At 70.2% G+C, this 25,909-nt stretch carries 26 protein-coding genes; 12 read left to right on the plus strand and 14 right to left on the minus strand.

From position 1 onward, the window contains the following. Window positions 1–45 precede the first annotated feature (45 nt). Complete coding sequence (locus ACLBW1_RS09010; protein ID WP_447811500.1) at window positions 46–1,443, minus strand: cryptochrome/photolyase family protein; 1,398 nt, start codon at window positions 1,441–1,443, stop codon at window positions 46–48. Between the two features lie 124 nt (window positions 1,444–1,567). Between ACLBW1_RS09010 and ACLBW1_RS09015 the strand changes: the two genes are divergently transcribed. From ACLBW1_RS09015 to ACLBW1_RS09025, 3 genes are all read left to right on the plus strand, one after another. After that, the gene (locus ACLBW1_RS09015) at window positions 1,568–2,326 is read left to right on the plus strand and encodes a response regulator transcription factor (protein ID WP_447811501.1); all 759 of its coding nucleotides are present in this window, start codon (window positions 1,568–1,570) and stop codon (window positions 2,324–2,326) included. Continuing rightward, window positions 2,323–3,666: a sensor histidine kinase gene (locus ACLBW1_RS09020; RefSeq protein ID WP_447811502.1), complete on the plus strand. Its 1,344-nt coding sequence runs from the start codon at window positions 2,323–2,325 to the stop codon at window positions 3,664–3,666. Before ACLBW1_RS09015 ends, ACLBW1_RS09020 begins: the two co-directional genes overlap by 4 nt. 146 nt (window positions 3,667–3,812) lie before the next feature. Beyond that, on the plus strand, window positions 3,813–4,205 hold the full coding sequence (locus ACLBW1_RS09025) for a hemophore-related protein (protein ID WP_447811503.1): 393 nt from the start codon (window positions 3,813–3,815) through the stop codon (window positions 4,203–4,205). A gap of 28 nt (window positions 4,206–4,233) precedes the next feature. Here ACLBW1_RS09025 and ACLBW1_RS09030 read toward each other — a convergent pair whose 3' ends face one another. Beyond that, window positions 4,234–5,196 carry an ROK family protein gene (locus ACLBW1_RS09030; RefSeq protein WP_447811504.1) on the minus strand — a complete coding sequence of 321 codons (963 nt, stop codon included), beginning with the start codon at window positions 5,194–5,196 and terminating at the stop codon, window positions 4,234–4,236. Between the two features lie 77 nt (window positions 5,197–5,273). Here ACLBW1_RS09030 and ACLBW1_RS09035 point away from each other — a divergent pair, with 77 nt between their 5' ends. Next, window positions 5,274–5,756, plus strand: coding sequence for a DUF6328 family protein (locus tag ACLBW1_RS09035; protein WP_447811505.1), 483 nt, complete (start codon window positions 5,274–5,276; stop codon window positions 5,754–5,756). Between the two features lie 11 nt (window positions 5,757–5,767). On the opposite strand, the gene ACLBW1_RS09040 is transcribed toward ACLBW1_RS09035, so the two are convergent. The 4 genes from ACLBW1_RS09040 to ACLBW1_RS09055 all read right to left on the minus strand — a co-directional run bounded on the left by ACLBW1_RS09040 (window position 5,768) and on the right by ACLBW1_RS09055 (window position 9,434). Further along, window positions 5,768–6,136, minus strand: a complete 369-nt coding sequence (locus tag ACLBW1_RS09040) for an FKBP-type peptidyl-prolyl cis-trans isomerase (RefSeq protein WP_447811506.1) — start codon at window positions 6,134–6,136, stop codon at window positions 5,768–5,770. Next, on the minus strand, window positions 6,136–7,455 hold the full coding sequence (locus ACLBW1_RS09045; protein ID WP_447811507.1) for a citrate synthase: 1,320 nt from the start codon (window positions 7,453–7,455) through the stop codon (window positions 6,136–6,138). The genes ACLBW1_RS09040 and ACLBW1_RS09045 overlap by 1 nt, the downstream gene beginning before the upstream one ends. Before the next feature lie 75 nt (window positions 7,456–7,530). Continuing rightward, window positions 7,531–8,460, minus strand: coding sequence for a carbohydrate kinase family protein (locus ACLBW1_RS09050; protein ID WP_447811508.1), 930 nt, complete (start codon window positions 8,458–8,460; stop codon window positions 7,531–7,533). Beyond that, window positions 8,457–9,434 carry an aldose 1-epimerase family protein gene (locus tag ACLBW1_RS09055; RefSeq protein ID WP_447811509.1) on the minus strand — a complete coding sequence of 326 codons (978 nt, stop codon included), beginning with the start codon at window positions 9,432–9,434 and terminating at the stop codon, window positions 8,457–8,459. The genes ACLBW1_RS09050 and ACLBW1_RS09055 overlap by 4 nt, the downstream gene beginning before the upstream one ends. A 105-nt stretch (window positions 9,435–9,539) precedes the next feature. Between ACLBW1_RS09055 and ACLBW1_RS09060 the strand changes: the two genes are divergently transcribed. The 7 genes from ACLBW1_RS09060 (at window position 9,540) to ACLBW1_RS09090 (ending at window position 14,883) form a co-directional block, all read left to right on the plus strand. Continuing rightward, window positions 9,540–10,235, plus strand: coding sequence for a 5-oxoprolinase subunit B family protein (locus tag ACLBW1_RS09060; RefSeq protein WP_447811510.1), 696 nt, complete (start codon window positions 9,540–9,542; stop codon window positions 10,233–10,235). After that, window positions 10,232–11,125 carry a 5-oxoprolinase subunit C family protein gene (locus ACLBW1_RS09065; RefSeq protein ID WP_447811511.1) on the plus strand — a complete coding sequence of 298 codons (894 nt, stop codon included), beginning with the start codon at window positions 10,232–10,234 and terminating at the stop codon, window positions 11,123–11,125. The genes ACLBW1_RS09060 and ACLBW1_RS09065 overlap by 4 nt, the downstream gene beginning before the upstream one ends. A 33-nt stretch (window positions 11,126–11,158) precedes the next feature. Beyond that, complete coding sequence (locus tag ACLBW1_RS09070; protein ID WP_447811512.1) at window positions 11,159–12,142, plus strand: oxygenase MpaB family protein; 984 nt, start codon at window positions 11,159–11,161, stop codon at window positions 12,140–12,142. Window positions 12,143–12,250: 108 nt separating this feature from the next. Beyond that, entirely contained in the window at window positions 12,251–13,300 is a 1,050-nt protein-coding gene (locus tag ACLBW1_RS09075; protein ID WP_447811513.1) for an Atu2307/SP_0267 family LLM class monooxygenase, read from the plus strand. Next, window positions 13,297–13,785 carry a MarR family winged helix-turn-helix transcriptional regulator gene (locus ACLBW1_RS09080; RefSeq protein ID WP_447811514.1) on the plus strand — a complete coding sequence of 163 codons (489 nt, stop codon included), beginning with the start codon at window positions 13,297–13,299 and terminating at the stop codon, window positions 13,783–13,785. The genes ACLBW1_RS09075 and ACLBW1_RS09080 overlap by 4 nt, the downstream gene beginning before the upstream one ends. 75 nt (window positions 13,786–13,860) lie before the next feature. After that, complete coding sequence (locus tag ACLBW1_RS09085; protein ID WP_447811515.1) at window positions 13,861–14,439, plus strand: TetR/AcrR family transcriptional regulator; 579 nt, start codon at window positions 13,861–13,863, stop codon at window positions 14,437–14,439. A 144-nt stretch (window positions 14,440–14,583) separates the two neighbouring features. Then, window positions 14,584–14,883, plus strand: a complete 300-nt coding sequence (locus ACLBW1_RS09090) for a DUF1540 domain-containing protein (RefSeq protein WP_447811516.1) — start codon at window positions 14,584–14,586, stop codon at window positions 14,881–14,883. A 24-nt stretch (window positions 14,884–14,907) separates the two neighbouring features. Here the strand turns inward: ACLBW1_RS09090 and ACLBW1_RS09095 are convergent, their stop codons facing one another. From ACLBW1_RS09095 to ACLBW1_RS09125, 7 genes are all read right to left on the minus strand, one after another. After that, window positions 14,908–17,967, minus strand: coding sequence for an MMPL family transporter (locus ACLBW1_RS09095; protein ID WP_447811517.1), 3,060 nt, complete (start codon window positions 17,965–17,967; stop codon window positions 14,908–14,910). A gap of 109 nt (window positions 17,968–18,076) precedes the next feature. Next, window positions 18,077–18,877, minus strand: a complete 801-nt coding sequence (locus ACLBW1_RS09100) for a phosphatase PAP2 family protein (protein ID WP_447812140.1) — start codon at window positions 18,875–18,877, stop codon at window positions 18,077–18,079. 48 nt (window positions 18,878–18,925) lie between these two features. Further along, window positions 18,926–20,191 carry an MFS transporter gene (locus ACLBW1_RS09105; RefSeq protein WP_447812141.1) on the minus strand — a complete coding sequence of 422 codons (1,266 nt, stop codon included), beginning with the start codon at window positions 20,189–20,191 and terminating at the stop codon, window positions 18,926–18,928. Beyond that, window positions 20,191–20,844: a pyridoxamine 5'-phosphate oxidase gene (gene pdxH, locus ACLBW1_RS09110; protein WP_447812142.1), complete on the minus strand. Its 654-nt coding sequence runs from the start codon at window positions 20,842–20,844 to the stop codon at window positions 20,191–20,193. The genes ACLBW1_RS09105 and pdxH overlap by 1 nt, the downstream gene beginning before the upstream one ends. Before the next feature lie 102 nt (window positions 20,845–20,946). Further along, window positions 20,947–21,345, minus strand: a complete 399-nt coding sequence (locus ACLBW1_RS09115; protein WP_447811518.1) for a hypothetical protein — start codon at window positions 21,343–21,345, stop codon at window positions 20,947–20,949. Between the two features lie 117 nt (window positions 21,346–21,462). After that, window positions 21,463–21,711 carry a hypothetical protein gene (locus ACLBW1_RS09120; protein WP_447811519.1) on the minus strand — a complete coding sequence of 83 codons (249 nt, stop codon included), beginning with the start codon at window positions 21,709–21,711 and terminating at the stop codon, window positions 21,463–21,465. Next, window positions 21,708–23,366 carry a catalase gene (locus ACLBW1_RS09125; RefSeq protein ID WP_447811520.1) on the minus strand — a complete coding sequence of 553 codons (1,659 nt, stop codon included), beginning with the start codon at window positions 23,364–23,366 and terminating at the stop codon, window positions 21,708–21,710. Before ACLBW1_RS09125 ends, ACLBW1_RS09120 begins: the two co-directional genes overlap by 4 nt. A gap of 152 nt (window positions 23,367–23,518) precedes the next feature. Between ACLBW1_RS09125 and ACLBW1_RS09130 the strand changes: the two genes are divergently transcribed. Next, window positions 23,519–24,661, plus strand: coding sequence for a citrate synthase 2 (locus ACLBW1_RS09130; RefSeq protein ID WP_447811521.1), 1,143 nt, complete (start codon window positions 23,519–23,521; stop codon window positions 24,659–24,661). A 22-nt stretch (window positions 24,662–24,683) separates the two neighbouring features. On the opposite strand, the gene ACLBW1_RS09135 is transcribed toward ACLBW1_RS09130, so the two are convergent. After that, window positions 24,684–25,874: a THUMP-like domain-containing protein gene (locus ACLBW1_RS09135; RefSeq protein WP_447811522.1), complete on the minus strand. Its 1,191-nt coding sequence runs from the start codon at window positions 25,872–25,874 to the stop codon at window positions 24,684–24,686. Window positions 25,875–25,909 lie beyond the last annotated feature (35 nt).

Here is a 25,909-nt window from a genome sequence, read left to right on the forward strand (position 1 = left end):
AAACCGGGCGAACAATTAAGTTGGGATGACCGAACTCTGCGATTGTCAGCGCTTGACGCGCTGATACCGCGCGAGTGCCTCTTCGCGTTCGGCCTTGTGATCGACCATGGGCGCGGGGTAGTCGTCGGGCCGGTTGTCACCGGGCTGATGGACGGCTTTCCCGTCGATGTCGGCGAGTTCGGGGACCCACCGCCGCACGAAGTCACCCTTCGGGTCGAACTTCTCACCCTGCGTCGTCGGGTTGAACACGCGGAAGTACGGCGACGCGTCCGTGCCGCAGCCGGCCGTCCACTGCCAGCCGTGCTGGTTGCTCGACATGTCGCCATCGGTGAGCTGTTCGAGGAAGTACTTCGCCCCCCACTGCCACGGCAGGTGCAGGTCCTTCACCAGGAACGACGCCGCGATCATCCGCAGCCGGTTGTGCATCCAGCCCGACTCGTTCAGCTGCCGCATGGCCGCGTCGACGATGGGGAACCCCGTCTGCCCCTTCGTCCACCGCTCGAAGGCCTTCTCCGCGTCGGAGTCGGTGTCGACCTCGATGCCGTCGAACTGCTGGTTCCAGTTCCACCAGGAGCTGCGCGGCCAGTGATGCATGATCGTCGCGTAGAAGTCGCGGAAGCAGATCTCCCGGATATAGCCCGTCGCACCGTCTTTCGTCGACGCCTTCTTCTCCGCGTCGACGAGGTCGGCGAGCATCGTGCGGGGATGGATGTTCCCGAACTTGAGGTGTGCCGACATCCGACTGGTCGCGTCGAGGTCGGGGCGGTCGCGGACGTCGTCGTAATCGCCGACGGAATGCTCGGCGTAGTCCTTCGTCCCCTCGACGAACTGCTTCCAGCGGGCGAGCGCGGCCGTCTCCCCCGCGGGCTGCGGGAGATCGACCCCGGGGTCGGGGATGTCAGCTGCCTTCAGTCGCGACGTCGTCACGTCCGAGGGGTCCACCCACGTCGCCGACGACGCGCTCGTGTCGGCGGGCGAATGCCACCCGTGCTCGCGCCAGGCCCGGAAGTAGGGGGTGTACACCTTGTACGGCTCGCCGTCGCCCTTCGTCAGGCGCCCCGGTGTCACCGCGTAGGGCGAGCCCTGGGGCGCGAGCTCGATGTCACCGAGCGCCTCGGCGACGCGCTTGTCCCGGGCCATCCCGTACGGGGTGTGGTCGCTGGAGATGTGGACACTCGTCGCGTCGACGGCCTTCGCGATCTCGGGGATGCGGTTCTCCGGCTTGCCCCGCACGACCAGCAGCCGTCCGTCGAGCTGATCGAACAGGTCGCGCAGTGAGTCGCCGAGGAACTGCACCCGGCGTTCCCCCGACGACGACAGGAGCGTCGGGTCGAGGACGAAGCACGCGAGCACCCGGTCTGCGGCCTGGGCGGCGTCGAGCAGGGACGGCAGGTCTGCGAGACGCAGATCGCGGCGGAACCAGAGCAGCGCGGTGTCGGTCATCGACTCCATGCAACCACGACACAGCGGCAACCACGACACAGCGGCAACCACGACACAGCGGCAACCACGACACCGCGCGCGCCGACCGCGTGCCCGCCCGCCCGCGCTGGGCACAATGGAGCCCATGCCCGACGAGTCGACCACCGCCACCGACGTCAGCGTGCTCGTCGTCGACGACGACGCCGACGTCCTGAACTCGCTGCAACGCGGGCTGCGCCTGGCCGGGTTCTCCGTCGACACCGCCACCGGGGGCGCCGAGGCGCTGCGCGCGATGCAGGTCCGCCGACCCGCGCTGCTCGTGCTCGACATCAACATGCCCGGACTCGACGGGGTCGGGGTGGTGACGGCCCTGCGCGCCATCGGCGACGACATCCCGGTGTGTGTGCTGTCGGCGCGGACATCGGTCGACGACCGTATCGCCGGTCTCGAGGCCGGGGCCGACGACTACCTCACCAAACCGTTCGACCTCGGTGAACTGGTGGCACGCATCAAGGCGCTGCTCCGTCGCCGTCCCGCCGACGCCGCCGCCGCGGCGACGAACGGTGCGGGGGCCGGCGGCGCGGAACGTGGCGGGGCAGGCGCGGTCCGCAGCGTCGCCCATGTCGAGCTCGACCCCGGCGCGCGCCGGGTCTACAGCGACGGCCACCTCGTCGACCTGACGCGCCGGGAGTTCGAACTCCTCGCGGTGCTGATGGAGCATCCCGGCATGGTGCTGAGTCGCGTGCAGCTGCTCAGCAGTGTGTGGGGATACGACTTCGCCGCCGACACCAACGTCGTCGACGTGTTCGTCGGGTACATCCGCCGCAAGCTCGAGGCCCACGGTCAGCCGCGCATCATCCAGACCGTCCGCGGAGTGGGGTTCGTGGTCAGGACCACGCCGTGACACGCACCCGCACGCCGTCGCTGCGCACCCGTGTCACCCTGGCCGCGACCGCGGCCACCGTGGTCATCGTCGCGATCGTCGGCGCCGTCGCCTGGACACAGGTGCACGCCAGTGCCTACCGCGAGCTCGACGCGCGCGTCGACACGCTGTCGGCAGCGATGCAGCCCAGCATCTCGAACCCGAACGCGACGACCGTGGCCACCGGTGTCGCCTCCGGCGCCCTCGCCACCATCCGGCTCGGCACGCTCTCGGTCGCCTCGACGACACCGGCGGTCCCGACGCGGTCGGTGGGTGTGGCCGACGAGACGATCGACGGCACCGCCTACCGCGTGAAGACGGTGTCGGTGCTCGACTCGACGGTCCTGGGCGGGTTGGCGACGGTGTCGGTGGCGATCCCATTGCGCGACACCGAGAACCGTATCGACGACCAGCGTCGCGCCCTGCTGTTCATCGCCCTCGGCGCGGTCGCGGGAGCGGCGGTGTTGGCGTGGCTGCTCGGCGGTCTCGCCGTGCGACCACTGCGTCGTCTGGCCCGACAGACCGCGGCCATACCCGTCGATGCCGGACCGCAATCGCCCGAACGCACTGCGCTGCAGTCGGTCCGGGGCGCCCGGGAGGCCGAGGACCTCGCCGAGGCGATGGACGCACTGCTGCACCGCGTCGACGACGAACGCATCCGCACCCAGGAGGCACTGGCCACCGCGCGCGACTTCGCGTCGGTGTCGGCCCACGAACTGCGGACGCCGCTGACGGCGATGCGCACCGACCTCGAAGTGCTCGACACCTTCGCACCCGACGCCGTCGCGCGCGCGGAGATCGTCGGCGACCTGCGTCGCGCCCACGCCCGGGTGCAGGAGACCCTCGCGGCACTCGAGAGCCTCGCGCAGGGCGAACTCGGCGGTCGCCACCGCGAGGCGGTCGACGTCGTGGATCTCCTCGACCGCGTGGTGACCGAGGCGGGCGCCCGACATCCGGGCGTCCGGATCACCCTCGCGGGAGCGTCGTCAGTGGTCGTGCCCGTCATCGAGACCGGGCTACGGATGGCGGTCGACAACGCCGTCCTCAACGCGATCCGCCACGGCGAGGCCACCGAGGTCGCGGTCTCCGCCCACCCGGACTCGCTCGGGGCGGCCATCGTCGTCGACGACAACGGACGCGGCATCCCCGTCGCCGACCGGGACCGTCTCTTCGGACGCTTCGAGCGCGGCCCCAGCAAACACTCCGGGTCGGGCCTCGGACTGGCGTTGATCGCCCAGCAGGCCGCACTGCACCACGGAACCGCGACCCTCAGCGACAGCCCGCTGGGCGGCACGCGACTCACCATCACCGTCGGCGCGTGACGCCCCCCGCCCGACCACTGCGGGCGCGGCTCGGAGCGCGACCGGCGGAGCATGTCGGACATGTCGCGCTACGGTGGACGGCAGGCCGCGCCGCTGCAGACCCGACGGTGCCCGCGCGGCCCAGAGACACTCCACGAGGAGACCTCATGGCCCAGAACGCCTCTCGAACGCTGAACACCTCCCGCATCACCCGCACCTTCGGCGTCGCGATCGCGGCCGCCGGCATCGGTGCGATGGCACTCATGCCGGCCACCGCGTCGGCCGCACCCGCCGATCGCGCCGTCCCCGGCACGTCGTGCACCGTCGGACAGGTCGAGCGCGCCACCACCGCGGTGTCCCCCACCCTCGGCGGCTACCTCCGCAACCCGCGGGTCCGCGGCGAGTTCGAGCGCATCGTGGTGCTCCCCGAGCCGCAGCGGCGTGCCGAAGTACAGCGCTACCTCGACCGCAACCCTGACGTCGCGGCCCAGGTCGACCGCTTCCGGCCGCAGATCGACCGCGGCATCGCACGGGTGATCGCCACCTGCGACCGCTTCTGACCCACCTGCTCCCGCCGAACAGGGCAGATCAGCGCTGCGCGAGCAGGGCCCGCCCCAGATCGGCAGCGCCCACGATGCCGGCGTCGTCGCCCAGTGCCGACACCACGAACTCCCGATCGGGATTCGGTTGCAGCACCCACGGGGCGGCGGCGTCGGCGATGCGGTCGGCCAGCGGCGCACCGAGCTTCTCGGCCAACCCGCCACCGATCACCACGAGGTCGAGATCGAGCAGGTTGAGGGTGGAACCGATGGCGACACCGAGGGTCTCGACGGCGGTGTCGAACAGCGACGTCGCCAGATCGTCGCCGGAGTCGAGTGCCTTCTTCCACACCTTCGACGTCACCCTGGTCTTGCCGACCTCGTCGCGGATCTCGAACAGGCGCGTCTGCCGGCCCGCGTCGACCATGGCCTGAGCGGTCGTCTCCATCGATCGACGACCCGCGTAGGCCTCGACGCAGCCGCGTCGTCCACAGCCGCACAGCGCGCCCCGCTCCTGCACCACCACGTGACCGATCTCGCCGGCCGCACCCCGCGAACCCTCGAAGAAGCGGCCGCCGAGGATCAACGCGCCACCGATGCCGGTGCCCAGCCACACACCGAGCGCGTTGTCGACGCCGCGCGCCGCGCCGGCACGCCACTCGCCACGCAACCCGACGTTGACGTCGTTGCCCAGTGCGACAGGGAGATCGAGACGCGAACCCAGGTCGTCGTCGATCGCGACCCGCTCGTGCCAGTTCTCGAGGTTGGGGACGGTGAGCACCTCACCGTCGTGCACCACACCCGGGATGCCCACCCCGACCGCCGCAGGACGGTGCTTCAACGAACCGACGAGATCGGCGATGGTCGACAACACGGCGTCGGGGCCGTCGGTGGGGGTCGACGCCTTCGCGCGGTCGATCACCTCGTGGTCGGCGTTCACCAACCCGACCTCGATGTTGGTGCCCCCCACATCGACGCCCGCGACCAGTCCCGATTCCCGCTGCTGTTTCACTGTCGCAGTCTGTCACGCGACCGCGTCGTGCTGAGATCAACAGGTGAACGGTGACAGTGCATGAAGGACGGCGGGGCGTGAACGACGACAAGTGGAACGAGAACGTCCGCGGGGAGACACCGATCGAACGCCTCGACCGCAACTGGTCGTTCCTGTTGCGGGAGATGCGCGTCATCCAGACCGGGATCCAGCTGCTGACCGGCTTCCTGCTGACCCTGCCGTTCCAGACACGGTTCACCGGGCTGTCCGACCGGGATCTCACGATCTATCTGGTGACGCTGACGGCGTCGGCGTTGGCGACGGTGTTCCTCGTCGCGCCGGTCGCGATGCACCGAGCCCTGTTCCGGCGGCACGCGATCGCATCGGTGGTGCGGTGGGCGAACCGACTCGCCGTCGCCGGACTCGCCCTGCTGGGCGTCGCGGTGACCGGCGTGATCACCCCCATCTTCGACGTCGTCGTCGACGAGACCGCGGGCCTGGTGGTGGGTGGCGTCGTCGCGGTGGCCGCGATCGCGCTGTGGGTGGTGCTACCGCTGTCGATCAGACGGCACACACCCTGACGCGAGGAGCCTCAGCCCACGCCGAGCAGGTCGATGACGAACACCAGGGTCTTGCCCGACAACCGGTGTCCCGCACCGGCGGGACCGTAGGCCAGTTCTGGCGGCGCGATCAGCTTGCGGCGACCGCCGACACGCATGCCGGGGATGCCCTGCTGCCACCCGGGGATCAGGCGGTCGAGGGGGAAGTTCGCGGATTGTCCACGGTCCCAGGAGGAGTCGAACTCCTCGCCGGTCTCGTATTCGACGCCGACGTAGTGCACGTCGACCATGCCGTGCGGCACCGCCTCGGCGCCGTCACCGACGGTGATGTCCTCGGTCACGAGCTCGGTGGGCGCGGGGCCCTCCGGGAAATCGACCTCGGGCTTGGTCTGATCAGCCATCAGCGCTGTCCCATCTCGGTGAAGTCGCGCTCGGTGTACCCGGTGTAGATCTGGCGCGGACGGCCGATCTTCGTGCTCGGGTCGGCGTTCATCTCCTGCCAGTGCGCGATCCAGCCGGGCAGGCGGCCCAGCGCGAACAGCACGGTGAACATGCGCGTCGGGAAGCCCATCGCGCGGTAGATCAGGCCGGTGTAGAAGTCGACGTTCGGGTACAGCTTGCGCTCGATGAAGTAGTCGTCGTGCAGGGCGACGTCCTCGAGGCCCTTGGCGATGTCGAGCAGGTCGTCGGTCACGCCGAGGGTCTTGAGGATCGTGTCGGCGGTCTCCTTGACGATGGCGGCGCGCGGGTCGTAGTTCTTGTAGACCCGGTGACCGAAGCCCATGAGCTTGACCCCGGCCTCCTTGTTCTTCACCCGGTTCATGAACTCCTTGGTGTCGCCACCACCGGCGCGGATGTCGTCGAGCATCTCGAGTACCGCCTGGTTGGCGCCGCCGTGCAGCGGACCCCACAGGGCGTTGATGCCACCGGAGATCGAGGTGAACAGGTTGGCCTGCGACGAACCGACGAGGCGGACGGTCGAGGTCGAACAGTTCTGCTCGTGATCGGCATGCAGGATGAACAGCATGTCGAGGGCCTTGGCGACCTCGGGATCGACCTCGTAGGGCTCGGCGGGCAGCCCGAACGTCATGCGCAGGAAGTTCTCGACCAGGGACAGCGAGTTGTCCGGGTAGAGGAACGGCTGGCCGACCGACTTCTTGTACGCGTAGGCCGCGATGGTCGGCAGCTTCGCCAGCAGACGGATGGTCGACAGCTCGACCTGCTCGGGATCCTTCGGATCGAGCGAGTCCTGGTAGTAGGCGCTCAGCGCGTTGACCGCGCTGGAGAGCACCGGCATCGGGTGGGCGTTGCGCGGGAAGCCGTCGAAGAACCGCTTGAGGTCCTCGTGCAGCAGGGTGTGCCGCTGGATCTTCTCGGTGAACTGATCGAGCTCGGTCGGCGAGGGCAGCTCACCGTAGATCAGCAGGTAGCTGACCTCGATGAACGTCGACTTCTTCGCCAGCTGGTCGATCGGGTACCCACGGTAGCGCAGGATGCCCGCGTCGCCGTCGATGTAGGTGATGGCCGACTTGGTCGACGCGGTGTTGACGAACCCGCCGTCGAACGTGGTCATGCCGGTCTGGGCGAGGAACTTGCCCAGACCCACTCCGGCCGACCCCTCGGTGGCCTCGATGATCGGGAGCTCGAGCTCACCCCCGGGGTAGACGAACTTGGCGGCCTGGGCTGACGCCCCGTTGGACGAGACTGTTTCCGCGGACACTCTTGCAGGCCCCTTTTCGAGTGGCTGGAGGGCCGGTAAGGCCGTTCCAGGGTGTGCATACGCCTTGAGGTCAACCTAGTCGCTCGTGAGCTCCCCCGCCCACGGAGGGTCGGCCCCGGGTCGCGACACGGTGATCGCCGCCGCACGCGCGGCAAACGCCAGCGCCCTCTGCCAGTCGTCGCGGTCGAGGTCGCGCACCGCATCGGCACCGAGCGACCCGTGTGCGCCGAGCCAGTGCAGCAGTGCCCCGACGACGGTGTCGCCGGCGCCGATGGTGTCTGCGGTGCGCACGCCCGGGGCCGCGACCTCGACGCTGAACGCGCTCGTGGTGACCGACAGCCCCGCGCCACCTCGGGTGGTGACGACCGCACCGACACCGGCGTCGAGCCAGTCGTCGGGACGCGACCCAGCTGCTCCGGCGGCCAACCACTCGGCGTCGTCGTCGGACACCTTCACCACGTCGACCGAGGGCAGCCAGCTCACGAACCGACGTCGGTAGGCGTCGGCGTCGGCGATGACCGGCGTCCGGATGTTGGGGTCGAGCATGATCAGGCGCCCCTGCGCGTGGTGGGTGTGCATCATCTGCTCGTAGACCGAGGCGCCGGGCTCGAGCACCAGCGACAGGGTGCCGAAGGCGAGCGCTCCGACGGTGCCCGGGAGCGGCCCGGGGTCGGCGACCTGCCGATCGGCGGTGCCTTCGACGTAGAACGTGTAGCTCGCCGCGCCGTCGTCGCCGAGCGACGCCAACGCCAACGAGGTGGGGGCGGTCGGATCGCGTTGCAGCAGAGACAGGTCCACCCCGGCCGCCCGCAGCGACGCCACGAGTTCGTCGCCGAAGTGGTCGGTGGACACACGCGAACAGAACGACACCGCCGACCCGAGCCGACCGAGTGCGACCGCGACGTTGAACGGCCCACCGCCCAGGGCCGGTCGCAGGGGTGCGAGGCCGCCGGTGTGCGCGACGAGGTCGACGAGCGACTCCCCGCAGACCACGATCTCCTTCACGCCGGATGCACCTGCGCCTCGTTGTCGCCACTCACCTGGCCGTCCGGGTGGTGCAGGAGTCCCCAACTGCCCGACCACATCTGGCCGGGTTCGCAGACGATGAGATCGACACCGGATGCCAGCGCGTTCGGCGGGGCGGTCATCGGTTCGATGGCGAGCGCGCGTCCTCGGCCGGGGAACGGCTGATCGTGGGCGGGGTCGGCGGTGAACACCTGCGCCCACCCGAAGCCCGGGCTGGTCCACAGCTCGGTGGTCCCGCCGTCGGGCGCGGTGAGCCGGTTGCGGTGTCGCCCGCCGCTGTCGACGAGATCGGTGAACGGGGTGTCCATCCACACACCGTCGATGCGTCGGGGCGAGGAGAAGTCGAGGTCGGTGCCCGCGACCGGTGTCGGGTCACCGGCGGGCAGTTGGCGCTCCGGATCGAGTGGCAGCGTGGAGGCACCCGCGAGCTGCAGTGTGCAGTCGTCGATGTCGGCGTCGCCGGCACGCACGAAGGTGTGGTGCCCCAGGGCGAACGGGGCGGTGGTGTCGCCGACGTTGGTGACGGTGACCGTCACGGTGAGGCCGGTGTCGGCGTCGAGGGCGTACTCGGCGACGAGGGTCAGATCGAACGGCCAGCCCGGGTGCCGGCCGATCGGCACGCCGAGGGTCACCGACCGGTCGGTGACCTCGTGCAGGTTCCACTCGACGGTGCGGACGAACCCGTGGTTGGCGTTGTTGCGCGCGGTCTCGGTGATCTCGAGTTGATGGTCGACGCCGTCGAACGTGTAGCGGCCGTCGGCGGTGCGGTTGGGCCACGGCGCCAGCACCAGCCCCGCCGACAGTGGCGGTTTGCCGCCCTCGGTGGCCAGCACCTGCGCCGCATCCCACGTCTCGGTCAGCAGCCGGTCGCCGTGTCGTACGGCGCGCAGGCCTGCCCCGCGGGCCACGATGTCCGCGCTGTAGTCGCCCGCCGTGATCCTGAATTCGCCCACGTGGACGAGTCTGGCACACCGACACCGCACCTCGACCGGACTCGGGGGACGGGAACCATGCGGCCGTGGTGGTGGCCCGTGGCGGCCTCGACGTACGGTGGTCGGATGCGGGAGTTGCCTGCCGGAATCGACGCCGTGCTGCTCGATTTCGCCGATGCCGAGGCCCCCTGGCGCCAGGCCCTGCTCGCCGCCGACGCCCTGCGCGCGGCCGCCTCCGACGGCGCGCTGACCGGGGTGCTCGACATCGTCCCGACCGCGGAGACGGTGCTGGTGCAGGGGACGCCGGGCACCGGCCTCGACCGGCTCGGCATCCGTCGGGTGCTGCGTGCCGCGGGCGCCTCCCGATCCGACGACACCTCCCGGATCGACACGGCCGACATCACCGCGTCGGCGGCCGGCCAGGTCACGATCGACGTCGACTACGACGGCACGGACCTCGCCGACGTCGCCGCGACACTCGGGGTCGATCCCGCCGAGGTGGTCGCCGCACACACCGACACCCTGTGGCGGGTGCAGTTCATGGGGTTCGCACCGGGTTTCGGCTATCTCGTGCCCGCCACGACGGGGCCGACCACCGCGACCCTCGACGCCCTGTGTGCACTCGGCCGACGCCCCGAGTCGAGGTCGTCGGTCCCGGCGGGGTCGGTGGCGGTCGCCGCGGGCTACAGCGCCGTGTACCCACGCTCGAGCCCCGGGGGCTGGAATCTGCTGGGCACCAGCGAGATCGCGCTGTGGGATGTCGCCCGCACCCCTCCGGCCACGCTCGCGCCCGGCGTCACGGTGCGGTTCCGCGCGACATGACGGGGCCAACCGTGCTCGAGGTGCTGGCGACGGGTCCGCTCGCGACGGTGCAGGACCTGGGCCGAGCGGGTCACGCCCACCTCGGGGTGCCGCTGTCGGGGGCGGCCGACCGGGGTGCGCACCGGCTCGCCAACCGGCTGGTGGGCAACGCCGAGACCGCCGCGACCCTCGAGACCACGCTCGGCGGGTTGCGGATCCGCGCGGGCGGTGACGCGTTCGTGGTGGTGACCGGCGCACCGTGTGCGGTGACCCGCGGCGAGACCCCGATGGGTCACGGCGCGGCGTTCGCGGTGCACGCCGGGGACGTGGTCGGCCTGGGCTCCCCGACCGTCGGGTTGCGGTCGTATCTGGCCGTCCGCGGTGGCCTCGACGTGCCGCCCGTGCTCGGATCACGCGCCACCGACACCCTCTCGGGCCTGGGACCACCGATCGTGGCGACCGGCGATCTCCTGGCGGTCGGTTCCGACGCCGGGCCGTGGCCGACCGCCACCGAATCGTTCACCGCCGCCGCCGCACACCACGGCCCGATCACCCTGGCGATCTCGCCGGGACCACGCGCCGACGCCCTCATCGATCCCGATGCCCTCACCGCGGGCATCTGGACCGTCAATCCCGCCAGCGATCGCGTCGGGGTGCGGCTCGACCGCGACCCGAACCGCTCCGACCCCCTGCCGACGCTGCATCCGGCGAGCACCGAACGCGCCTCGGAGGGCGTCGCGCTCGGGTCGGTGCAGGTGCCGCCGGGCGGCCAACCGGTGCTGTTCGGTGTCGATCACCCGGTGACCGGTGGATATCCCGTGGTCGCGGTGCTCACCGCCGACGCCATCGAAGCCGCCGCCCAGCTCGTCGCCGGCGACCGGGTGCGTCTCGTCCCGGCGGGGACCCGTTGACGCAGGCGTGAGACGGAATTACAGTTCCGTCTCATGACGGCGACGCACCCCGATCGGGTCCCGCGCACCGACGACGAGGTCCCGATGCTGGGTCCCGACTCGGTGACGTGGAAGTACTTCGGGGGCTGGCGCGGGATGCTGATGGGCCTGTGGTCGGGGTCGATGCAGAACATGCACCCGAAGCTCGGCGCGGCGGTGTGGGAGCACTCCGACTTCTTCGGCGAGAGATGGCAGCGCCTGATGCGATCGCTGTATCCCATCTCGGGTGTGGTGTTCGACCGCACTCCCGCCACCGGTCGCGAGGTGCGGGACTACCACCGCACCATCTCCGGGCTGATGCCCGACGGCAGTCGCTACCACGCGCTGGATCCCGACGTCTTCTACTGGGCCCACGCCACCTTCTGGTATGGGGCGGTGCGGTGTGCCGAGGCGTTCGGCCCACCCATCTCCGAGGCCGACAAACGAGCGATGTTCGACGAGTCGCGGGTCTGGTACTCGATGTACGGGCTGAGCATGCGTCCGTGCCCGGACACCTACGAGGACTTCCTCGAGTACTGGGATCACATGTGTCGCAACGTTCTCGAGGATCATCCCGCGGTCCGCACGGTGCTCGACATTGCCGAGCTGCCCCCGCCGCCGTGGATGTCGTGGATGCCCGTCGCACTGTGGCGGCCGGCCGCGAAGGTCGTCGCACGGGGCTTCGTGTGGATCACGACCGGCCTCTACGACGAGCCGGTACGCGAGCTGCTGGGCCTGTCGTGGTCGGCGGCCGACGAGCGTCGATTCCGCCGTTTCGGCCGTGCCGTCGACGCGGGGATGCGTCTGGTGCCGCCCCGATATCGCATCCACCCCCGCCCCCGCGACGCGTGGGACCGGGTGTCGGGTCGCGTCGCCCCCGACGCCCCCCTCGTGGAGACCCCGACCCGCAATCTCCCGCCGGTCGACCGCCGCGGGCTGCCCGAGCACTACTGCCCGGTGAGCGCCGCACGCCGGGCCGATCTGCCCTGGCAACGCTGACCTGTCTGCGCGCGCCCGACGCTGTCCGGAATACATGACTGCGCATGTTGTTGTGCGAGGGGAGCCGGGCGCGACCACGACGCCCGCACAGCTACAGGACGGTGCGCCATGCAGATCGGTATCGACAACTTCGTCTCCTCGGTCGTCGAATACGACACCGGTCGCGAGATCGACGGCCGCACACGCATCCGGCATCTGCTCGAGGAGGTCGAGGTCGCCGACCGCTCCGGCGTCGACGTGTACGGCATCGGTGAGCACCACCGCCCCGAGTTCTACGATTCGGCGCCGACAGTCCTCCTCGCCGCCGCGGCCGCGCGCACCAGCGACATCCGGCTCACCAGCGCGGTGTCGGTGCTCTCGGCCGACGATCCGGTGCGCCTGCACCAGCAGTTCGCCACCATCGACCTGATCTCGAACGGGCGCGCCGAGATGGTGGTCGGCCGTGGGTCGTTCACCGAGGCGTTCCCGCTGTTCGGACTCGAGCTCGCCGACTACGACTCACTGTTCGCCGCGAAACTCGATCTGCTGCTGCGTATCCGGGAGAACCCGGCGTCGGTCACGTGGAGCGGACGGCACCGCCCGGCGCTGCGTGGGCAGGGTGTGTTTCCGCGGCCGGTGCAGGGCGCGATCCCGATGTGGCTGGGCGTGGGCGGGAGCCCCGAGTCGTTCGTGCGAGCGGGTCGCCTCGGACTGCCGCTGATGGTCGCGATCATCGGCGGCGAGCCGCGCCGGTTCCGTCCGCTGATCGATCTGTACCGCGAGGCCGGATCGCGGTCGGGGTTCACCCCCGAACAGTTGCCCGTCGGCATCCACGCCCCCGGGCTGGTCGCCGACACCGACGACGCCGCGATCGCCGCCGCCTACCCGGGCTGGTCCGACCTCTTCGGACGCATCGGTCGCGAGCGCGGTTTCGGCGCACCGGGCCGCACCGAGTTCGACGCGATGGCCGGACCACACGGCGCGATGTTCGTCGGCTCGCCCGACACCGTCGCGGAGAAGATCGCCCGCGTCTCCGACGATCTCGGTGGCCTCGCGCGCCTCACGGTGCAGATGACCAACACGAAGCTGCCCCACGACGCGATGCTCCGCGGCATCGAGCTGCTCGGCGGGTCGGTGAAGCCCGCCGTCGCCGATCTCCTGGCCGCGAATCGGGCGTGACCCGGAACGGGGTCGCCCCCGGCGTGGTCGCCCCGGCCAACGAGGCCTGGGAGGCGCTGTACCGGGCGCAGGCGACGATCGCCCGCGAGCTCGCCGACAGCGCGGTGTGGGACGAGGTGCACGCGAGCGAATACGGCGTGCTCCACGCCCTGTCGGCCGGCAACCGGACACGGGGCTCAGAACAAGGTGCGGGCAAGCGGATCACCGACCTCGCCGACGACGTGCTGCTGACCCAACCGGGCCTGTCGCGTCTCATCGCGCGGATGGAGGCCCGGGGTCTCGTGACCCGCACCCGCGACGACGGGGACGGACGCGCCGTCGTCGTCACCCTCACCGATGCTGGCGTCGAGCTGTCGCGACGAGCCGGTTCCGCGCACGCGCGAGAGGTGTCGCGAGCCATGCGCAGCCGGCTCTCCCCGCACCAGATCACGCAGCTGCGCGATCTGTGCCTGCTGGTGATCGAACCGCACGAGGAGCCCGGGTGACCGCGAGACCCCCGGCGCGAATGTATGCTTTGCCGCATAGTCCTGTGAGTGGGTGTCGGCGAGAGGTGGACGGTGATGGCGCGACGCGGTGACACCCGCGCCCGCATGGTGCGCAGCGCCATCGGCCTGATGCAGCGCAACGGCGCCGCCGCGGTCACCGTCGACGCGGTTCTCGCCGACAGCGGCGCCCCCCGCGGTTCGGTGTACCACCACTTCCCCGGCGGACGCGATCAGCTCGTGCACGACGCCCTACGCGGCGCGGGTGACACGATGACGTCGCTGATCCGGTCGAGTGTCGACAAGCCGCTGCACGAGGCGATCGACGACTTCTTCGCCTTCTGGCGCGATCTGCTGACCTCCAGCGAGTACGAGGCCGGCTGCCCCGTCGCCGGAGCCGCACTCGGTGGCGCCGAGAACGATCCCGTCCTGCACGACCAGGTGTCGGGGATCTTCGCCGACTGGCACGTCCTCATCCGCGACACCCTCATCGCCGCCGGAGTCGACGCCGCCCGCGCGAGGTCGGTGACGGTCATGATGATCTCCGCGACGGAGGGCGCCCTGATCCTCGCGCGCGTCGAGCGCTCGCTCGCACCCCTCGACGACGTCGCCGACGAATTCCGGCGGGTTCTCGACTCCCTCGACATCGCGGCCTGAGCTTCGCCGAGCCTCACCTCATCGCGCCCGCGAAGGGGAGCCTGACCTTGCTGGTAAAATCGGTCACACGGTCGTAGCGTGATGCGTGCCAGGCGATCTCGACGCCCCGCGGTCGCCGCGCCCACCCACGTTCCGGAGGTTCCCATGGCCACTCTCGAGATGCCGCACGTCACCGAGTGTTCGATGAGCGCATGCTCCTACAACCACGACGGATGTCACGCATTCGCCATCAACGTCAGCGGCGACAACGGCACCGCCGACTGCGCCACCTTCATCCCGCTGTCGACCAAGGGCGGCCTCGACGTGGTCTCGCCCCAGGTCGGCGCCTGCCAGCGGGCCGACTGCTCGCACAACGCGAACCTCGAGTGCACGGCCGCCGCGGTGCGCATCGGCGCAGGCGAGTCCTCGGACACCGCCAACTGTCTCACCTACGAAAAGGCCTGAGCCGCACCGCGTGTGGTGGCCGTCTCACACCTTCGCCGGCCACCACACGCGGTTGCCGATCACGGCCATCGCCGCAGGCACCAGGATGGTCCGCACGATCACCACGTCGAGGATCAGTCCGACACCGATGGTGAAACCCAGCTGCAACAGGTTGACCACCGTCGCACTCATCAGCGCGAACATGGTGACCGCGAAAACGATTCCGGCCGTGGTGATCACGCCCCCGGTGGAGCCGAACCCGCGGACGATCCCGCTGATCATCCCGGTCGACGAGTGTTCACGGATACGCGAGGCGAACAGCATGCTGTAGTCGGCGCCCACGGCCACCAACGCCATGAACGCGATCGGGATCACCGACCAGTCGAGGTCGATGCCGAGAAGGTGTTGCCACACCAGCACACTCACCCCGACGGTCGCCCCGAACGACAGGATGACCGCGAGCACGAGCAACGCCGGCGCCAGCAGACTGCGCAGCAGTACACACAGGATCGCGAAGACCGCGAGGATCGCCACGAGGGCGTACAGCGCGAAGTCGCGGTCGACCTGGTCGCTCATGTCGGCCGAGAGCGAGGCGAGTCCGGTCGAGGACACCTCGGCGCGCTCGAGCACGGTCCCGGTCGCGGCGGTCCGCGCGGCGTCGGCGACCCGACCGACGTCTCCGAGTGCCCTGTGTCCGTAGGGGTTGTCGCTGCGGATCACCAGCATCCGTGCCGTGTGCCCCGTCGGCGACAGCAGCAGCTTCGATCCGGCCACGAAACGCGGATCGCTCAACCCCTGCGCGGGGAGGTAGAAGCCGGCACCCGGGCCCGAGGTGGTGTCGCGGGCCATCGTCTGCAGGTAGCCCCCGGCCTCGCCGAGACCGGCGGTCAGTCGCGCGGTGAGCGCGACGGTCTTGTCGGTTCCGTCCTTCACCTGACGGAGTCCGGCGGCGAGGCGGTTCATGCCATCGGTGAGTTCGGCCATCCCGGCGGTCAGCCGGCCGAGATCGCCGCGTACCTGCTCGATGCTGCGCCCACCGAGTCTGTCGAGCAGGGCCTGCACCCTGACCAGTCCGGTACGGATCTCGGGGAGGGCCGCCGAGGCGCGGGCAACCACCTCACCGGGGACCCCGGCGATCGACGACACCTCGCGCAGCGCCTGCGAGGCCCGTCCCGCGGTGGCGGAATCGAACACCCGGAACGCCGCGCGGGCGGCGAGGCAGCGCGGATCGGTCGCACAGGTCGCATCAGGTGCGGCGGTGAGCATCGGGCCGAACACGTCCTGCAATCGTGTGGCCGCGGCGAGGGTCGACGAATTGCTCTGCGAGACATCGCGAATCAGTGTGCCGAGCACATCGGCGAGCACCGAGAGCGCACGCACACCCTGCGGGAGGTCCAGCGATCCACCGGAGGCCGCGGCGACGATCCGCTCGGCACTGTCGGCGGTGTCGAGCACCCCGTCCGCGAGCGACACCACCTGATCGGTGCCTGCGACGAGCTCAGGGAGCCGGGCGGCCGCCGAATCGGCGCCGTCACGCAGATCGCCGACGCCGGAGGCCAACTGGCGCAACTGGGGTGTCGCCTCGAGCACCTGACGATGGGCGTCGTCCAGGCGACTGCCGACCTGGCCCACCTGGTAACCGGTGGACGCCTCGGGGATCGGTGCGCCGTCGGGCCGCGTGATCGACCGGACATGGGCGATGTCGGGCAGCTTCGACACCGCCATCGCCATCATCTCCAGCGCCGCGAGGTCGTTGGTGTTGCGCATGTCGTGGTCGGCGCGCACCACGAGGTACTCGGGAAGGATCTCGTTGACACCGAAGTGCTGGTAGACCGCGTCGTAACCGCGCGTCGAGTCGTTGGCGTAGAGCTGCACCGACTCCTCGTCGAAACTCACCCGCATCGTGGGGATCACCATGGCCAAGGCGATCAGGACCACCAGCGAGGCCGCGGCGAGCGGACCGCGGTGGCGGATCACCGCGACACCGCGTCGACGCCAGCGGCGCTCGGTGTCGGCGCGGGGTTCGAGCCGACCGCGACCGGCGGCGACCGCCATCAGCGCCGGCGTCAGGGTCAGCGACACCGCGAGGATCACCAGCACCCCGATCGCGGTCGGTGGACCCGCCGTGGCGAACATCCCCACCTTCGCGAACCCCATGGCACCGGCGGCCGCGGCGATGGTCAGCGCCGAGGCCACCAGGATCGGCGACACCCGCCCACTCGCCGTGGCGATCGCGCCCCATGGGTCGGCTGCGGTCGGGTCCTGCCCCGCCCGTCGCGCATCGTGGTATCCGGCGATCAGGAATATCGCGTAATCGGTTCCCGCGCCCAGCAACAACGCGGTCATGATCGCGATGGTGAAGTTGGAGATCGAGAGGATGTCCCCATCGCCGAGTGCGGAGATGATCGCGCGCGCCACACCGAGGCCGATCCCGATGGTGATCAGCGGGACCAGCGCCGCCCACAGCGACCGGTAGGCGATCAGCAGCATCACGGTGATGAGCAGCATCGACACCACCGTGATGATGAGCAGCGACACATCGATCGACGAGAAGAGGTCGGCCAGGGTCGGTGACGCGCCGGTGTAGTAGACGTCGAGACCGGCCGGTCGCGGGATCGCATCGATCTCCGAACGGATCTCGACGGTGCTGTGGTGTGCGCGCGTGCTGCCGACGTCGCCCTGCGCGACGACCATCACGGTGACGGCCTTGCCGTCGCGGCTGAGCGCGGAATCCCGGGTCGCGGGGTTGCCGTACATGTCGAGCACGTAGGCGACGTTGTCGGTGTCGGCGGTCAGTCGGCGGACCATCTCACCGTAGAACCGTGTCTCCGCCGGCCCGACACCGCGGTCGGCTGCGAGCACCACGTTGCCCACGGCCGTCGAGGCCGGGGACCCGAAGTCGGTCGACATGTCGCGCAGCGCGTCGACCGAGGGCATGTGGTGGGGCAGGAACGCCGCGGACTTCTCCGCGGCGGTGTGTTCGATCTGGGGCACGGCCAGGTTGAGAGCCGCGACCGCGATCAGCCAGAAGCCGATGACCCACCATCGGCGGCGCGCCACGAACGCACCCATGCGACCGAGGACCGAACTGTTGCCGTGCGACATCCCGCTCCCGAGGCTCCATGACAACCGTCATTGTTATGACGGAATGCATAGTAAGACACAGCGGAGGGCAGAAAGCCCACACTAAGTGACGGGCGACACACTCGGCGGTTCAGCGACCGGCGACCCACCGCGATTGCGGGACGGCCGCCTGCGTCGGCGAGGCGTTCCGTCGATCAGGCGTGCCGATTCGCGCGGTGAGCAGTGCGAACACGCCCGCGGCGATAACGCCGATCGCCGCGAGCACCAGGTGTTCGGTGTGCACCGCCCACACGACGGGACCGATCGCGGCGATCACACCGGTCAGCGCGGCGACCCCCGGCCGCACCCCCGAGCGCGCCGAATCGGGGACGAGGATCATCGCGGCCCCCACCATGAACAGGGACCCCACGATGTCGCTGGGGCGGTGCGCGCCGACCTCCATGAGCCCCTGACCGACCACGGTGGTCCACATGGCGCCGACGACCGCGAGGACCGGCGCCACCATCCGCGGTGCCGCCCGGATCGCCGCGGCGACGCATCCGGCGGCGGCCGCGGTGTGACCGCTCGGGAAGGTGTTGAACGCGGCGCGGGCGATGTCCATCAGCTCCGGACGCGGCAGGATCTCGGTGCGCAGCATCCGGGCGACCACCACTCCGACCGCCGGCAGCACAAGCAGCGCGACGATGCTGCCCCGACGCCGTGCGAGCAGACCGAGCACGATCACGGCGACCGCGGCCAGAAGCCACAGCCGCGGGTCGGTCACCCGCTGGAAACCGACGCGATGCAGGAGGTCACGCCACGTGTCGGCGCCGTACATCGCCTCGTAGATGCGCTGGTCGACACGCTGACCGGCCGTGGTCCACACGGTCACGAGGTAGACGACCGCCATCGCGGCCAGCAGCACCACGCTGCCGCCGATGCGACCGGTCATCTCCTTCACGCAGGCAAGGGTACCGACGACATCGCGGAACCCGCCGGGTCAGTGCACGAGTCGATAGCGCACGAACGCCGGGACGGCGAGCGCGGCGACGACCGTGAACACGATGACCGCGATACCGCCGCCCGCGGTGGTGACGGCCACCCCTGCGGTGGCCGCGACACCGCCGTGCGCGACGTCGGCGATGCGGGGACCACCGGCCACGACCACCGTGAACACCCCCTGCAGACGTCCGCGCACGTCGTCGTTGGCCGCCGACTGCAGCATCGACTGCCGGAAGGCCGCCGACGCCATGTCGGCCGCACCGCCGATCATCAACAGCGCCACCGCGATCGGCAGCATCGGCAGCGAGGCGCCGCCGGCGAACGCCACCACCACACCGAGCCCGGCGATCGACGCGCCCCAGATCACGATGCACACGATCACCGCAAGGCCCTGTCGCTGTACCCGCGACACCCACCCGGAGAACACCCCACCGACGACCGCGCCCGCCCCGATCGCGGCGAACAGCAGCGCGAACGCGAGGCCACCGCCGTCGGGGCCACCGAAGTTCTCGTGGGCCATCTGCGGGAACAGTGCCCGCGGCATGCCGAACACCATCGCGATGAGATCGACGACGAACGACATCATCAACACCTTGTGTCCACGGAGGTACACGAATCCGTCGATGACCGACCGCAGACCGGCGACCCGCGGGGCGTCGGCGCTGCGCTCGGGTTTCAGCGACGGCAACCGGATGACCGCCCACAGCGTCGCGAACAGGAAGATCGTGTCGACGAGATAGAGCGTCGAGTACCCGAGCTTCGGGATGAGGGCGCCGCCGATGACGGGTCCGGCGATGGCGCCGGCCTGCATCACCGTCATGTTCAGCGAGTTCGCGGCCGGGAGGTCTTTGATGTCGACGATCTTGGGCAGGATCGCCGACTTGGTCGGCTGGTTGACCGCGAAGAAACCCTGCTGAACGGCGAACAGCGACAGGATGACCCACACGTTGTCGATGCCCGCGGCGGCCTGCAGCCAGAACAGCGCACTGCACCCGATGAGGCCGATCGTGGTGATGATCAGCAGCAGACGGCGGTCGACGATGTCGGCGACCGCGCCGCCCCACAACCCGAACACGACGAGCGGGACGAGTCCGAACAGGCCGGCGAGCCCCACGTAGGCCGAACTGCCGGTGATGAAGAAGATCTGCGCGGGCACCACCACCACGGTGAGCTGGGCCCCGATGACGGTGATGATGTTCGCCGACCACAGCCGACGGAAGTGCGGGCTGCGCAGCGGCGCGGTGTCGGCGAGCAGGCCCGCCATCAGGGTTGCAGCCTGCGGGCGTCCCACCGGCCCGTCGCCGGATCGCGGATCAGGCGGACGCGATCGTGCAGCCGGTCGGCGCCGCCCTGCCAGAACTCGACGGTCGTCGGCTCGATGCGGTAGCCACCCCAGTTCTCCGGCAGCGGCACCGGTTCGTCGCCGTCGACGCCTCCGAAACGGTCGGCCACGGCGCGGGCCTGGGCCTCGAGGTCTGCGCGTGAAGCGATGGGATGCGACTGCGTCGAGGCGTGCGCACCGAGTTGCGATCCGCGGGGACGGCTGTCCCAGTAGGCCTGGGTCTCGGCGCGCGCGATTTGCGTCACCGGGCCGCGGACGTGCACCTGACGTTCCATCGCGATCCACGGGAACGTCGCCGAGGCAACGGGTTCGGCGGCCAGGTGCCTGCCCTTGTCGGAGTCGTGGTTGGTGTAGAACACGATTCCGCGCTCGTCGACCGCCTTGCACAGCACCGTGCGGGTCGCGGGCACACCGTCGGCGTCGACGGTCGCGACCACCATCGCGTTGGGTTCGGGGATCGATCGGGCGACGCCGTCGGCCAGCCATCGCTCGAACAGGTCGAGCCACAGCGGGTCGCCGGTCAACGACTCCGGACCCAGCCCGCCGCCTCCGGCCGATCCGTAGCCGACGCGCATATCGGACACGTTCACTGCCTCACCATCCACGCGGGACGACGCTACTCCCGACCCCGGACGGTCACCTCCGCGCGGCGCCGATCAGGCGAGGTCGGGGCGCACTCAGCGCCTGCCGACGACGGTCGAGGCAGCGCACAGCACACCCCACACCGCCGCGAAGCCCGCGATCTTCGGTGCGCGCGTGCCGGTGAGACCGGCGCCGAACACGACGGCGTCACCGAGGTCGGAGGCGACCCGCACGCCGATCGCCGCGGTCCACGGCGCGCCGGGTGGTGCCACGACCATCGCCGTGCCACTGGCCAGATCGCGGACCGCGATGCCCCGGATGAGGGTCGCGACGGGACGGGGCACCGCGGTTCCCGGGGTGAACCCGCACGGACGGGCCAGCAGAGACGGTTTCACCAGCAGCGCCGCGCTGTAGACAGCGGTGATCGCGCCGAGGACGCGCGGCAGGAGAGGCGCCGCCTCGGACGCGGCCTCGGCGGCGACCGCCGCAGTCATCGGGATCGGGGGTGTGGGACCCGCCCCGGTCGGTGTGTCGGGAGAATTCGAGGTGGTGGACATGGTGCCTTTCGTGGGTGGTGTGGGCCTGGGTTCGCGACGACAGATGCGGCTGGTTCAGCCGCCGAGCGTCGCGATCCGGCTGTCGAGTTGCGCCGCGAGGGTGCGGAGTTGATCGTCGCCGGGGAGTTCGCCGCGACCTCGGGAGTCGAGGATCTCGCGCGCGGTGGCCACGACCAGCGCCGACGGGTCTTCGGCGACGGCGTCACCCGAGATCACCGACACCCTGCCCTCCTCCAGGATCAGGTGTGCGTCGGCGACGTCGCCGGCGAGCAACGCGCGGACGTCCTCGACCGAGACGGTCACGACGCGACCTCCACGTGCTCGTTCGGCACGCAGTGGGTCATGGCCAGGCCCTCCACGTCTCGCGGGCCGTTCTTGCCCAGGTTCACCCGACGCTGCTCGTCGGTCTCCGACAGCGTCTGCGTCGCAAGCGGTTCGAGATGACGTACATCATCGGCTGAGATGCCGAGGCCCTCGCCCACCCGCGTGCCGAGCTCGTCGTCGGCCATCAGGAAGTGCCACACCATGCGCTGCTGTACCGCTGCGGTCGCCTCGGAGATGTTGGCCACCAGGTTGGTCACCAGATCGTCCTTCTCCCACTGCTCGAGCAGCTGATAGCGCTGCCCGGACTGGGTGTAGTCGTCGGTGCGGTCGATGCGCGACCGGGTCGAGCGGCCGTAGATCGGTGGCCCCTGATCGTCACCACCCGGCGACTGCGCCTCGCGCAGACCACCGGTGGTCGACGGCTCGTAGTTCACGTGCGGGTTGTCGCCCACCGCGTCGACCCGGTACTGCATCGGGCCGCCCTGCTGGTTGGTGGCCACCGAGGCGTTCTTCGGCTGGTTCACCGGCAACTGCAGGTAGTTGGGGCCCACCCGATACCGCTGGGTGTCGGAGTAGGAGAAGGTGCGACCCACGAGCATCTTGTCGTCGGAGAAGTCCAGACCGTCGACCAGTACGCCGGTGCCGAAGGCGATCTGCTCGTTCTCGGCGAAGTGGTGGGCGACGTTGGACGTCAACGTCATCCGCCCCACGAGCTTCGGCGGGAAATCGTTCTCGGGCCACACCTTGGTGTCGTCGAGGGGGTCGAAGTCCAGTTCGTCGTGGTCGTCGTCGCTCATGATCTGGACCAGCAGATCCCACTGCGGGAACTCACCGGCCTCGATGTGGTCGTAGAGGTCTTTGCTCGCGTGTCCGAGGTCGCGACCCTGGATCGCGGCGGCGTCGACCTCGGTCAGACTCGCCACGCCCACCGTCGGTATCCAGTGGTACTTGACGAGATGCGTGTGTCCGTCGGCGTCGACCCACTTGTAGGTGTTGACGCCGAAACCCTGCATCGTGCGGTAGTTCGCGGGGATCCCGCGCGGCGAGAACAGATTGACCAGCATGTGCGTCGCCTCGGGGGTCTGCGACATGAAGTCGAAGATGCGGGCCGGTTCCTGCCGGAAGGTGACGGGATCGGGCTTGAGGGCGTGGATGACGTCCGGGAACTTCATCGCGTCGCGGATGAAGAAGACCCCGAGGTTGTTCCCCACCAGATCCCAGTTGCCGTCCTCGGTGTAGAACTTCACCGCGAAGCCGCGGGGGTCGCGGGCCGACTCGGAGCTGTCGCGCCCGCCGATGACGGTCGAGAACCGCACGGCGACGTCGGTGCGGGTTCCCTCCTGGGCGAACAGCCGCGCCCGGGTGTACTGCGCGATGGGTTCGTCGCCCCACTTCCCGGTCGCCTCGAAGTGGCCGTAGGCGACGGCGCCTCGCGCGTGCACCACCCGCTCGGGGATGCGTTCGCGGTCGAAGTGGCTGACCTTCTCGAGGAAGTGGTAGTTCTCCAAGGTCGCAGGGCCTCGCGGGCCGACGGTGCGTTGGTTCTGGTTGTCGTGCACGGGGTGGCCCTGCCGGGTGGTGAGGACCGCCCGGTCGTCGTCGGGGGCCGACCCGTGCGCTGTCAGGTCTGTCATGGTCGCTCCTGTGTCGAGTGCGTTCGGTGCTCGGTGTCGACATACCCACCGGCGGGCCGGTCGAACCCTGTGGGCTGTCTCGGTGTGTGCCGATGCGGGCACTAGAGTTCTCAGCGTCAGCAAGGCGAACGGCCGACGAAGGAGTCGACACGATGGCAGGCAGCTCACCGACCCCCTCGGACACCGCGCACGTGCCCGACGACTTCGTCCCAGGACTCGAAGGCGTCACCGCCTTCACCACCGACATCGCCGAGCCGGACAAGGCCGGTGGCAACCTGCGCTACCGCGGCGTCGACATCGAGGACCTGGTGGAGAACAGGGTCACCTTCGGCGACGTGTGGGCCCTGCTGGTCGACGGTCGCTTCGGTGACGGCCTGCCGCCCGCCGAACCGTTCCCGCTGCCCGTCCACACCGGCGACGTCCGCGTCGACGTGCAGGCCGCCCTGGCCATGCTCGCCCCGATCTGGGGCTACGAGCCCCTCCTCGACATCGACGACGCCACCGCGCGCGACAACCTCGCCCGGGCGTCGGTGATGGCGTTGTCGTACGTGGCACAGTCGGCGCGCGGCATCCACCAGCCGGCCGTACCGCAGGCGCAGGTCGACGAATGCGACACCGTCACCGCACGTTTCATGACGCGCTGGCGGGGTGAGCCCGATCCGGCACACATCCGCGCGATCGACGCCTACTGGGTCAGCGCGGCCGAACACGGCATGAACGCCTCGACGTTCACCGCCCGCGTGATCGCCTCCACCGGGGCCGATGTCGCCGCATCGCTGTCGGGGGCGGTCGGCGCCATGAGCGGACCGCTGCACGGTGGCGCGCCCGCGCGGGTGCTGCCGATGATCGAGGAAGTCGAGCGTTCCGACGACGCCCGTGGGCTGGTCAAGGGCATCCTCGACCGCAAGGAGAAACTTATGGGCTTCGGGCACCGGGTGTACCGGGCTGAGGACCCGCGCGCGCGGGTGCTACGGCGCACCGCGAAGGAACTCGGCGTCCCCCGCTTCGAGGTCGCCGCCGCCCTCGAGCAGGCCGCACTGACCGAACTGCGCGAGCGCCGCCCCGACCGGGCCATCGAGACCAATGTGGAGTTCTGGGCCGCGGTGATCCTCGATTTCGCCGAGGTACCGCCGCACATGATGCCGGCGATGTTCACCTGCGGACGGACCGCGGGATGGTGTGCCCACATCCTCGAACAGAAGCGTCTGGGCAAGCTGGTGCGGCCGGCCGCGATCTACACCGGCCCCGGCCCGCGACGCCCCGAGGACGTCGACGGATGGGGCGAGATCGCCTGATCGCGCTGCGCGACAATCGGTGTCACGATCGCGCGAGCGGTTCGACGAGGAACGCCCGGCCCGCCCCGGCGACCCGGGTGAGCACGATCAACGCCGAGCGGGTGCCGGTGAGTCGGAGCTTGGCGATGAGATCCTCCGGGACCACCTGCACCCCACGCTTCTTCACGGTCAGCGTCCCGACGTCGAGGTCCTGCAGGGCCGCGCGTAGCTGCTTGGTGCGGTAGGGCAGCTCGTCGAGCACGAGATACCCCCGCGCGAACGGGGTGTCCGCGGGGTCGTCGGTGGTGATGTAGGCGATGTGCCGGTCGGGTAGCCATCCGTCGATCCGCTGCGCCAGGTCGGCGACGAGACCGGCGCGGATCACGGCGTCGTCGGGTTCGAAGAGGTAGCGACCCACCGGCCCTGCCTCGTCGCTGTCGGCCCGGGCCTCGGAGCGAGAATCCCCGCTCATCGTGGCGCCGCTCGGCAGCACGGTCGCGACCCGCAGACCGGGGTCGGGGTGGTCGAATCCCGCTCCCCACAGGCAACATTCGACGAGTTTCCCGCGTTCGGACACCCATTCGGCGCGCACGCTGTCGGGGATGTCGTCGTGGCCGATGCCGGGCATCACCTTGGCCACGGCGCGCCCGGCGAGCCGCTGCGCCACGAGATCCCATGGCGGCGTGAGGCCGTCGAGCCGGAACACCCGACCCCGCGCGGTGCGCCGGGCGGGATCGAAGAACGCGACCTCGTCATCGGCGACGGTCGCGGTGGTGGCGTCGCCGACCTCGACGGTGCCCGGCAGGTCGAGGGCGGCGAGGTTGGCGCGCGCGATCTCGACGCGCACCGGGTCGATGTCGACACCCCGCACCGCGATCCCTGCCCGCGCGGCGGCGATGAGATCCGACCCGATGCCGCAGCCGAGATCGACCACCTTCCGAACACCCAGCGACCGCAGGGTCTGTGCGCGGTGGGTCGCGACCGATGCGCGTGTGGCCTGCTCGAGGGCGTCGTGGGTGAAGTACATGCGTGCGGCGTCGTCGCCGAACTTGGCCGCCGCGAGGCCGCGCAGATGGTTCTGGGTGACCGCGGCGGCCACGAAGTCGCCGTCGTGGACCGTGCGGAGTCGCGCGCCCAACGCGTGGTCGGATTCGACACCGGCCCGCTGTGCGATCTCGGCCAGCAGCGCCTGCCCCGGCTCGGTCAGCAGTCGGCGAAACGTCTCGGCATCCACGACCGCATCGTGTCACCTCGACCCTGGCCGACCGA

The sequence above is a fragment of the Williamsia sp. M5A3_1d genome, assembly GCF_053345315.1.

Excerpts from the sequence above, each read along its gene's own strand:
- ACLBW1_RS09010 (WP_447811500.1), bottom strand. The coding sequence starts at position 1,443 with ATGACCGACACCGCGCTGCTCTGGTTCCGCCGCGATCTGCGTCTCGCA.
- ACLBW1_RS09015 (WP_447811501.1), top strand. The coding sequence starts at position 1,568 with ATGCCCGACGAGTCGACCACCGCCACCGACGTCAGCGTGCTCGTCGTC.
- ACLBW1_RS09025 (WP_447811503.1), top strand. The coding sequence starts at position 3,813 with ATGGCCCAGAACGCCTCTCGAACGCTGAACACCTCCCGCATCACCCGC.
- ACLBW1_RS09040 (WP_447811506.1), bottom strand. The coding sequence starts at position 6,136 with ATGGCTGATCAGACCAAGCCCGAGGTCGATTTCCCGGAGGGCCCCGCG.
- ACLBW1_RS09060 (WP_447811510.1), top strand. The coding sequence starts at position 9,540 with ATGCGGGAGTTGCCTGCCGGAATCGACGCCGTGCTGCTCGATTTCGCC.
- ACLBW1_RS09065 (WP_447811511.1), top strand. The coding sequence starts at position 10,232 with ATGACGGGGCCAACCGTGCTCGAGGTGCTGGCGACGGGTCCGCTCGCG.
- ACLBW1_RS09070 (WP_447811512.1), top strand. The coding sequence starts at position 11,159 with ATGACGGCGACGCACCCCGATCGGGTCCCGCGCACCGACGACGAGGTC.
- ACLBW1_RS09075 (WP_447811513.1), top strand. The coding sequence starts at position 12,251 with ATGCAGATCGGTATCGACAACTTCGTCTCCTCGGTCGTCGAATACGAC.
- ACLBW1_RS09085 (WP_447811515.1), top strand. The coding sequence starts at position 13,861 with ATGGCGCGACGCGGTGACACCCGCGCCCGCATGGTGCGCAGCGCCATC.
- ACLBW1_RS09090 (WP_447811516.1), top strand. The coding sequence starts at position 14,584 with ATGGCCACTCTCGAGATGCCGCACGTCACCGAGTGTTCGATGAGCGCA.
- ACLBW1_RS09095 (WP_447811517.1), bottom strand. The coding sequence starts at position 17,967 with ATGTCGCACGGCAACAGTTCGGTCCTCGGTCGCATGGGTGCGTTCGTG.
- ACLBW1_RS09100 (WP_447812140.1), bottom strand. The coding sequence starts at position 18,877 with ATGACCGGTCGCATCGGCGGCAGCGTGGTGCTGCTGGCCGCGATGGCG.
- ACLBW1_RS09105 (WP_447812141.1), bottom strand. The coding sequence starts at position 20,191 with ATGGCGGGCCTGCTCGCCGACACCGCGCCGCTGCGCAGCCCGCACTTC.
- pdxH (WP_447812142.1), bottom strand. The coding sequence starts at position 20,844 with ATGCGCGTCGGCTACGGATCGGCCGGAGGCGGCGGGCTGGGTCCGGAG.
- ACLBW1_RS09115 (WP_447811518.1), bottom strand. The coding sequence starts at position 21,345 with ATGACTGCGGCGGTCGCCGCCGAGGCCGCGTCCGAGGCGGCGCCTCTC.
- ACLBW1_RS09125 (WP_447811520.1), bottom strand. The coding sequence starts at position 23,366 with ATGACAGACCTGACAGCGCACGGGTCGGCCCCCGACGACGACCGGGCG.
- ACLBW1_RS09130 (WP_447811521.1), top strand. The coding sequence starts at position 23,519 with ATGGCAGGCAGCTCACCGACCCCCTCGGACACCGCGCACGTGCCCGAC.